Source organism: Blautia luti, from assembly GCF_013304735.1.
In the GTDB taxonomy this organism is placed as follows: domain Bacteria; phylum Bacillota; class Clostridia; order Lachnospirales; family Lachnospiraceae; genus Blautia_A.
Window position 1 is genome coordinate 1 of sequence record NZ_JAAITI010000082.1, and the last position, 1,724, is coordinate 1,724.

General features: G+C 40.0%; 1 protein-coding gene. It reads right to left on the reverse strand.

The genetic code is table 11. The annotated features are described in order from the left end of the window. Nucleotides 1-1,724: LPD16 domain-containing protein (locus G5B06_RS18475; protein WP_330606762.1), on the reverse strand; the 1,724-nt coding region annotated here is incomplete at both ends.

Here is a 1,724-nt window from a genome sequence, read left to right on the forward strand (position 1 = left end):
TAACTAAAATTATCCAAGTCCACTGCGAGTTTCCTGATTTCCTGCTGATCAAGATAGGCTTCCGATTCCTTTATATACTCTGCCAAAGTAATTCTTTCTTCTAAGATTGGGTTAATGTCTACTTTAATGCCTGCTATTGCCATACCATACGAATTCAATTCGTTAAAAAAACTATCCTCTCGAATATTTCCTCGATAAGAAAGCACCACATCAAGATCAGAATCCGCACGATACAGGTCATCTCTGCTTCTGGAACCATGTACTCTCGCCCCAATCAATGTAACTTCATTTTCCAGTCCCATTTCTTCCAGAACAGCTCTTGCATGAAATAAAACTTCATATTCAATTTCTGCCCTGTCCATCCCATTCAATGCTGTTTCACATCTGCCAAGTTCCGAAGTGAATCGAACATCTCCACTGGCCAGCACTTCTTTAGAATGACTGATTACCTTATCCCGAAACTCCCTGTCATCAACTTTTACACATTCAACATCTTCCAATCCTTCATTTTTCAAGCTGGCATACATTGCTTTCTGAATAGAATCTTCTGGATTTCCACAGGCATCTCCTGAAATTTCATGAAGTTCCTGATCATAAACCAGGTATTTATAGCCATCCTCCGTCGGTTGCACTGTTAAATACATACCAGACATTTTAAATTGTACGGTTATTCCCTCATAACTTTTTAATGCCGCTTCCCTGTCATAACCATCAAAAAAAGCCTTTGGGCAAGTACGTTCAAATTGTATCTTCTCCAGTCTCTCTTCTTCTGCATATTCAATTTCTGCATACATTTCTTCATAATCCATCACGCTTGCATCTTCTATCGAAAGTCCATCCTCTTCCAAAATATTCTCCATTGCTTCAGTAATAGAAATAGTCGGATCATCATAAACGCCGCCATCCAGTTCCAGATAATCTTTATCATAGAATGTATAATCATAACCATCTTCTACCGTCTGAATTGTAAAATACTGATCTCCAATCTGGTATGCTATCTCTGTATCATGCACTGCCAGACTGTTTCCTATTTCTTTAAAAGTATTGTATATCTGCGGATTCAGCCATCCTTCCACTTCCTGGCAATCATAAATCAATGTATCTATTCCATTCTTACACTGAATAAAATCAAGACTACCTCGCAACGGTGCTGTATTTTCAATTCCAAGAGCTTTCATTTTATGATTAGGCAGAGAGTAATATGCTCCAAGGGCAGCTCCAAGATCCTTATATCTCTCGATCTTCATCCCACCTTTTGCTGCCAGATCTTCGATCACATAATATTGGTCAATATAATGATTTTCTGGCATTTTTAGGTCAATGCCATTATTTTCTCTGACTTTATGTATCTCGAAAAAGCTGAATTTCTGTTCTTCCCCCTGCAGATTCTGTCCGGTCAGTGTCGGTTCCCATGTATCTTTACTGATCGTCTGCTGTTCCGTTATTTTCATAACTGTCCCGTCTGCTAAGATGACTGTTGCCTGGTCTGGAAGATCTATCAGGTCATACACCGTTGCACCATTTTCTTCCAGATATTCTGAAATAGCTTCCCTGGCTCCTTCATCAAATCCATGCCAGATGTCCTCTGCCACCAGTGTCCCATTTTCCGATACGATAATATCTGCCACGTCCTGACCGTATTCCTCATTTCGCATCTGGAAGAATCGCTCCCCATGATATGTTTTCATATCCATCGCATACCAGGTGCCTGTATGTCCTTCTGC